At 61.9% G+C, this 6,497-nt stretch carries 4 protein-coding genes and 1 pseudogene; 2 read left to right on the forward strand and 3 right to left on the reverse strand.

What is annotated here, in order from left to right; translation table 11 throughout:
• Together EN991_RS18650 and EN991_RS18655 are read left to right on the forward strand one after the other, a co-directional pair.
• Window positions 1–270: pseudogene (locus EN991_RS18650) on the forward strand (Mov34/MPN/PAD-1 family protein); the annotation flags it as partial.
• A 3-nt stretch (window positions 271–273) separates the two neighbouring features.
• Window positions 274–1,833 (forward strand): E2 ligase fold family C protein, encoded by a 1,560-nt coding sequence (locus tag EN991_RS18655; protein ID WP_024505651.1) that lies wholly within the window; start codon window positions 274–276, stop codon window positions 1,831–1,833.
• A gap of 206 nt (window positions 1,834–2,039) precedes the next feature.
• On the opposite strand, the gene EN991_RS18660 is transcribed toward EN991_RS18655, so the two are convergent.
• The 3 genes from EN991_RS18660 to EN991_RS18670 all read right to left on the reverse strand — a co-directional run.
• Window positions 2,040–4,508, reverse strand: a complete 2,469-nt coding sequence (locus tag EN991_RS18660) for a S8 family peptidase (protein WP_063169237.1) — start codon at window positions 4,506–4,508, stop codon at window positions 2,040–2,042.
• A 17-nt stretch (window positions 4,509–4,525) separates the two neighbouring features.
• Window positions 4,526–5,512 (reverse strand): ATP-binding protein, encoded by a 987-nt coding sequence (locus EN991_RS18665; RefSeq protein WP_024505649.1) that lies wholly within the window; start codon window positions 5,510–5,512, stop codon window positions 4,526–4,528.
• A 355-nt stretch (window positions 5,513–5,867) separates the two neighbouring features.
• Window positions 5,868–6,497: DUF3363 domain-containing protein (locus EN991_RS18670; protein ID WP_127369280.1), on the reverse strand; the 630-nt coding region annotated here is incomplete at its 5' end.

Consider the following 6,497-nt stretch of genomic DNA (forward strand, 5'->3'; position numbering starts at 1 on the left):
GAACTGCACCGGCTCAATGTCTGGCTCTACAAAAGCGGCCTGAAACTCTTGGCCCAGATTCACAGCCATCCGGGCCGCGCCTACCATTCGACGACGGACGACGCTTATGCGGTTGCTACCACGGTTGGGTGTCTGTCGCTGGTAGTGCCGAATTTCGCCCGCGAGCCTTTCGATTTTGCTCGGGTCGCCGCCTATCGGCTTGACGAAAAGGCCAAATGGAATGCGCTCCCTCCCGCGGCACTGTCGCGAATGATCATGATATCGAGTTGAACAATGGCATTCGCTAACTTCATCGATCGCGCCGCCACGGCGGCATCTCAGGTCCTGGCCGATTTTCATCTGGGAGACTTCAAAGCAGCTCTTGAAAAGCAGGTCGTGGCAGTCGCCTTCGACCATCAGGCCGCTTCCTGCGCCGAAGGCCAGGCGACACTAGATCTTGCGGTGAGATTGCTCGCTAGGCTCTACCCGGTTCTGGCGATACTCCCGCTGGACAGCGCGGCGAGCTCTCAAGCCCAAGCGCTGGAGCGCTTGGCAAAGTCGATCAATCCAAAAGTCGGCATCCGGCGTTCCGGCAAGTCTGCCACCGTCTGCGTCGTTGCAGGGGTAACGCGCCCATCACTCCGGTGCCCGATCTTTTTCGTGGGATCGGACGGTTGGGCGGCAAAGCTGTCGCGTACGGACCCGGTGGGCTCTGGCCCAAGTCTGCTGCCTTATGGAGCTGGCGCCGCCAGTTGCTTCGGCGCCGCCAACGTCTTTCGAACTATCTTCGCTGCCCAGTTGACCGGCGCCGAGTTGGACGAAACCATCGACCTCTCGCTATGCAGCTACGACAAGACCAAAGCCGGAGAGCCTGGCCCGATCGACTTCCCAGTCGACCTTGGCGAAACCCACCTCGTTGGGCTCGGTGCGATAGGCCATGGCTCGCTTTGGGCGCTAGCGAGACAACCCGATCTCAAAGGTCGTCTGCATGTAATCGATCACGAAGCGATCGAACTCTCAAACCTGCAGCGCTACGCATTGGCTGGCCAGGCGGAGATTGGTATGTCCAAAGCGGTTCTTGCAGCCACCGCCCTTAGATCGACTGCCCTTGAGGTCGAGGCGCACCCTCTGACGTGGGCAGAATATGTTGCGCGCCGGGGCAATTGGGTCTTCGACCAAGTGGGTGTGGCGCTTGACACCGCCGCCGACCGTCTGGCTGTCCAAGGTGCACTGCCGCGATGGATCGCAAACGCTTGGACGCAGGAGCACGATCTCGGTATCTCCCGGCATGGTTTCGATGACGGCCAGGCTTGCCTTTGTTGCATGTACCTGCCATCCGGAAAATCCAAGGACGAGCACCAGCTGATTGCCGAGGAACTCGGAATACCGGAAGCACACGAGCAGGTGAAAACGCTCCTGCAGACCAATGCCGGAGTTCCCAACGACTTTGTAGTTCGCGTGGCTACAGCGATGGCTGTGCCGTTTGAACCGCTAGCCCCGTTTGTCGGCCAGCCCCTGCGCTCCTTTTATCAGCAGGCTATCTGCGGCGGTCTGGTGTTCCAGCTTAGCGAAGGAAGTCGCCGCGTTCGAACTGTGGTTCCGATGGCCTTTCAGTCGGTGCTTGCCGGGATTATGCTTGCCGCGGATTTGGTCAAACATAGTGCGGGGTTTCCCATGAGCCCGACGACGAGCACTCGGGTGAATCTTCTGCGCCCCCTTGGCTCTCACTTGCACGATCCGAAGGCCAAGGACTCCAGCGGCCGCTGCATCTGTAGCGACGACGATTTCATTGCCGCTTACAGGCGCAAATACGGCGAGCGCGTTGATCAGGTAAGCGATGTCTCGGCCGCCTAAACAGACGCGCACCTCTCCGTAGACGCAGGGGGCGCGGCTTGTGGGCGTGACCATGGGCGCCATTATCACACGCTTGGCCCGCTCCTTTGCCGGCCTATCGTCCTCCGCGCATGATCCCTGTTGCCGACGTGATGATCCAGCACCAGCCGCCATGGCACCAGAGGCTGGTCAAACCTCCGTTGTTGGCCGATTTGGACAGTGCTGCATCAGGTCTCGACCGACGTCTCGACAGTCAGGGCTGCTTCGACGGGTGTGAAGATGTCAACATCGACCCCAGGCGCCCGCATCGTCACAATCAGGGCGTACCGAGCCAGAGCGTCGACGCGTTCCAGGTAAGGCTTCTCCTTCCACCAGCCCCCGACCGGGAACACGCCGATCGCATCACGCTCGGCGAGATCGGCGGCGCTGCCCGACCAGAAATCGGCGTGCAACGAGCCGCGATCGCGGAAGGTGCCGAGCAGCCACTCTTCTCCGCCTCCAGCAGGCGCCCCTTCCTCCTCGTCCCGAGCGGCCTGATTGATGCGGGCTCGGAATTCGTCGACTGTCTCGGTCGCTGACTTTACTCTGAACCGAAGACCATGGGACGCGTAACGATGCCGGCGGGTCCATCCGCGTTCACCGGGGTTGGGTTCGATGAAATAGGACAGCGTGACGCGGAGCTCGACCTGGGCAGCGCCGAGCGCCGCGAGCTGCTCCTTCGGCCAAGGCAGGCGATGCAGCTTCATGTCACGCGTTTTGGCAGCCGCGCCGCCCTCGCGCTGGAAAGGCTGAAGCTCATCTTCAACGATAAGCGTGAGGTCGTTCACCGTTGACAGAAGCGCGCGCCCAAGATCTGGCACGCCGTAACCATAGCGCCGCACGAGCGCCTGGATCTCGCCCTTCGCTCCGTTGCACGCATCGATGCGTGCGCGCATCGCCGGAGTCCATTCGGCCGAGTGGACGATCAGGGCGCGAACCGTTTCAGGCCACAGCTCGGGGCGCGCTGATAGAATTAGTCCCGCCATCCGTGCGGCATGGGCCGTTGCCGCGCTCGTATCTCCGAGGGTGGTGAAGTGGCGCAGTTCGGGTCGATAGAAAGTGGTCAATATCTGCAGATCGTCGATCGGCTCGCCAGGCAACACACCGTCATGGGCGAGATTGCCGCCTTCGAAGACGACCTCGGGCTTCACCGGCCACTGCCTGTCCCAAACGACCGAAGTGCGACTGCGCGGCGAGAGCTCGCCGACCGGCGCGATCGGAGCGTAGCCCGCAAAGTCGGTGTCAATGATATCGACCTTTTCTGTGAAAGCGCCGACCGTCAGCGCATTCCAGGCCTGAGAAGGATCATCGACTGCTTCCAGATCGTTGCGCGTCAAATGCTCGGCCGGCATGAGGTCATCGCCGATGTTGCCGGCAGAGAGAACGATCAAGCGTCGCTGCTCCTCTTCGAAACAGAGTTGGTCGATAGCGGCAGACCACGATGTGGGCCTTCCACGCGCCGGACTGGCGCTTGTCACAGCCATTGCGATCGCGCGGCGGCGCTCCGGCGCCTGCACCTCGGCGCGGGCGATCGCTTCCGCGGTGATCGAGCCATAGAGTTCTGGATCGTTTGCCTCGTCTTCTGGCGGAAGGATACGGACACTCTCCAGCCGAAAGGGCAATGGAACTGGATCGCCTCCGACCAGGAGCGGGACCAGATCACCGTACAGGCCGACACCTGCCATTCGCGTCCCGTGGCCGCTCCACGCAGGTGTGTCGTCGCTGCCCCATGCCGGTTTGACGGTGTGCCAGTCTTCAACGGCAAGTGCGGGTTCGATCAACGGGTGGGTGCGACGTACGCCGCTGTCGAGAATGCAGACCGCAATATCGGATTGAGGCGGTCTGACGCGCCCGAGAAGCTCGTCGCTCCAGTCCCTTTGCTCCGCGCCGCCAAGGCCCATGAAGAAGGACGGCGTATCCTTCGCGCGCCGCAGCTCGGCGACGACATCGCTGTGCGCAATCATGCGGTCGAGCATTGCCGTGCTGGCGAGTGCCAGCATGACCACCCGCTCCGGAAACCTGACCGCATGCGTGCGCAAAGTGATGTTCAGGGCTTCGGCAATGTGCTCGAAGTTCTCGCGGCGACCGTCGCGCAGCCAGACTTCCCACCACACCTGCTCGTCAGCGGCCTGGGGGAAGAGGTCGTCGTGGTCGGTAAACAACGATCGTGCAGTCGCCAGCCTGACTGTCTCCATGCGGGAGACGAGCGGCTCGTTGCGCGGTCTGCCGCGGTCAGTGTCAACGTCTCGATACGCCTCGACTTTCCGCAAATAATAGGCTTGCGCGCTTTGCGGCAGGAACACCGACGCTGTGATGGGAGCACCGGGTTGAGTTGGCTCATGGACGGCGACCAGCTCCATGTGCTGGCGACGATCGGCCAACTGGTCGAGGGCCGCCCGTCCGGACATGGGCAGATCGATCTCGAGGTAAAAGCCAGGCGTGCCGACCGACAGCTGGGGGTCACGCGCCGCAATCTGCTGGCGTGCACTTTCGACCGCTTGTTCGATGGATTGCGTCAAGGCCGCAGCATGCGACGCCCGATCACGCGCCGGCAGCGGCGGTGCATGTATAAGTTGGTTGGGCCGCCGATAGGCTTCCCGAATGCCGTTGTTGCGAAGGTGGATATGGGCGCGGTCGCGCGGAAAATCGTCTGCCATTATGATCTGTGCTGTCGCTACTCAGACAGCGAAGCCTGCCGGCGTTCCTTCAGAGCGTCGATGAGCGCTTCCGAGGTGATCCGCTTCCCCCCCCGCAATATGATGGTTTTTGCAGCGTCGTCGGCCGCGCGGGTGATCTCGGCCTGCGACAGTCTCTCTGCCTGAGAGATCGCCTCGTTCCAGGCAAGCCCTCTGGTGTCGAAGCGGTCGAGTCGAGCCCGAAGCAGCGCCTCGATAATCGGCCGATCGGGCACGGCGTATTCGATGACATCGTCGAAACGGCGGAACAAAGCTCTGTCGAGCAGCTCGGGATGATTTGTTGCCGCAATAATCAGGCTGTGGCTGTCGTCTTGCTCGAGAAACTGCAGAAACGAATTCAGCACGCGCCGAATCTCGCCAACATCCTGGCGTTCGCCTCGACGCGCGCCGATGGCATCGAATTCGTCAAAGAAGTAGACGCCCCGCGTCGCCTGCATTGCATCAAAAACAAGCCGCAGCTTTCCGGCAGTCTCTCCCATGAACTTGGTGATCAAACCATCGAGGACGATCATGAAAAGGGGCAGATGAAGCTCCCCGGCCAATGCCGATGCGGTCATCGTCTTGCCTGATCCTGGCGGGCCGACCAGAAGCAGTTTGCGACGGGGAACAAGCCCGTGCTCGCGCAAGCTTGCTTGTTGGCGCTGCTCTCCCAGCACGCGGTGCAGGCGCGAGCGCAGACTGTCCGGCAAAATCATGTCCGTCAGTCGCAGGTCCGGATAGCGCACATGCAGGAGGCCTGCGAGTTCGCCCTTTGGCTGAAAAAGGGGAACCGGCCGACTGCTCTTGGCAATCCGGGCGTCCCTGCTCTTGGCTGCGTCGACCAGATCCTTGAGCTCCTGAGCAAGCTTGCCATGGCCTTGACGTGCCTCATGCGCAGCAAGCTGCATCGCGATAGAGAGGAAACGATCCTCGTCGCCGGCAATGTGGCTTTTAAGCAGCGTCACGATATGGCGGGCCGTGGTCATGGCTCTCTTCTGGGGTATCCGTTTACTTGGCGAAGCGCATGCAACCTAAACGCTTTCAACGGCGATTTGTAACGCGCAATGGTGTTTTTTCTCTTGTCGATGTTCGCCCGTGGCAACTTCAGCGGTGAACTGTTGCGCCGCGGTCATAGGCCAGCCGGAATAACGCCGGCCAGCAGACAACAGTCCGCATCTTCGAGCGCTCGAAGTCTGGCCACTCACGCAGCGTGTCGGGTCCGAACGCTCCAAAGCCGCCCCGCCTGGCAGGTCCATGCGACCGATTGCGGGCGTGCGGCCATAAGGTCTACGCGGGCTCGCATGGCTGCCCGCGCCGCTGGCTAAAAAGCTGTACACCATCTCACGAAACACCAGGTCCGCTCCTTTGCCGGCCGACGGTCCATGAAATCCCCTCCCCACTCACGACACCGGAGACCTCCTTGCCCACATGGCGCTCAAGCACCGGCCGCCATGGCACCAGCGTGAACTCGCGCGACTTTTCAACGACGGCATATTTTCCGCTGGCAAGCTCGACGGAGCGGCGGAGCGTACCCTCTACTCGTCCTCCGAATCGCGCTTCGGCATAGGGCAGGCCAAGTTCCTCCGACAGTTGGCCAGCAACACGGTTCAGTTCTCGCTGGCGCAGGATCGAAAGCATGTTGGCTCGATAGACGATCCCATCCTGTTCTTTATGCGCGAGGCCTTGCGCGATCAGCCACTGCCGCCGGCGAGCTTGCGCCTCTCTCACGTCGCGGCCGAAGCCGGATCCGTGCAAAGGCTCGGGTCTATCGGCAACCAGCTCCCGGTCGAGCCAGGTGGCGCCGTTGAAGCTGACCTGTCGCTCCAGCGCCATTGAGGAGAGCTTGTCGGCAACGACAGGCTCGGCCCTGGCCCGCTGGCCCTCATAATTCGCGACGCGATCGAGATGGTCCGGCGCGATGAGCCAGGTGCCGTTCGGCTCTCGCTCAACGCCGCCGGTCGCGCGGCGGAT

It is taken from the genome of Mesorhizobium sp. M7A.F.Ca.US.005.03.2.1 (genome assembly GCF_003997795.1).
Lineage (GTDB): Bacteria > Pseudomonadota > Alphaproteobacteria > Rhizobiales > Rhizobiaceae > Mesorhizobium > Mesorhizobium ciceri.

Excerpts from the sequence above, each read along its gene's own strand:
- EN991_RS18655 (WP_024505651.1), top strand. The coding sequence starts at position 274 with ATGGCATTCGCTAACTTCATCGATCGCGCCGCCACGGCGGCATCTCAG.
- EN991_RS18660 (WP_063169237.1), bottom strand. The coding sequence starts at position 4,508 with ATGGCAGACGATTTTCCGCGCGACCGCGCCCATATCCACCTTCGCAAC.
- EN991_RS18665 (WP_024505649.1), bottom strand. The coding sequence starts at position 5,512 with ATGACCACGGCCCGCCATATCGTGACGCTGCTTAAAAGCCACATTGCC.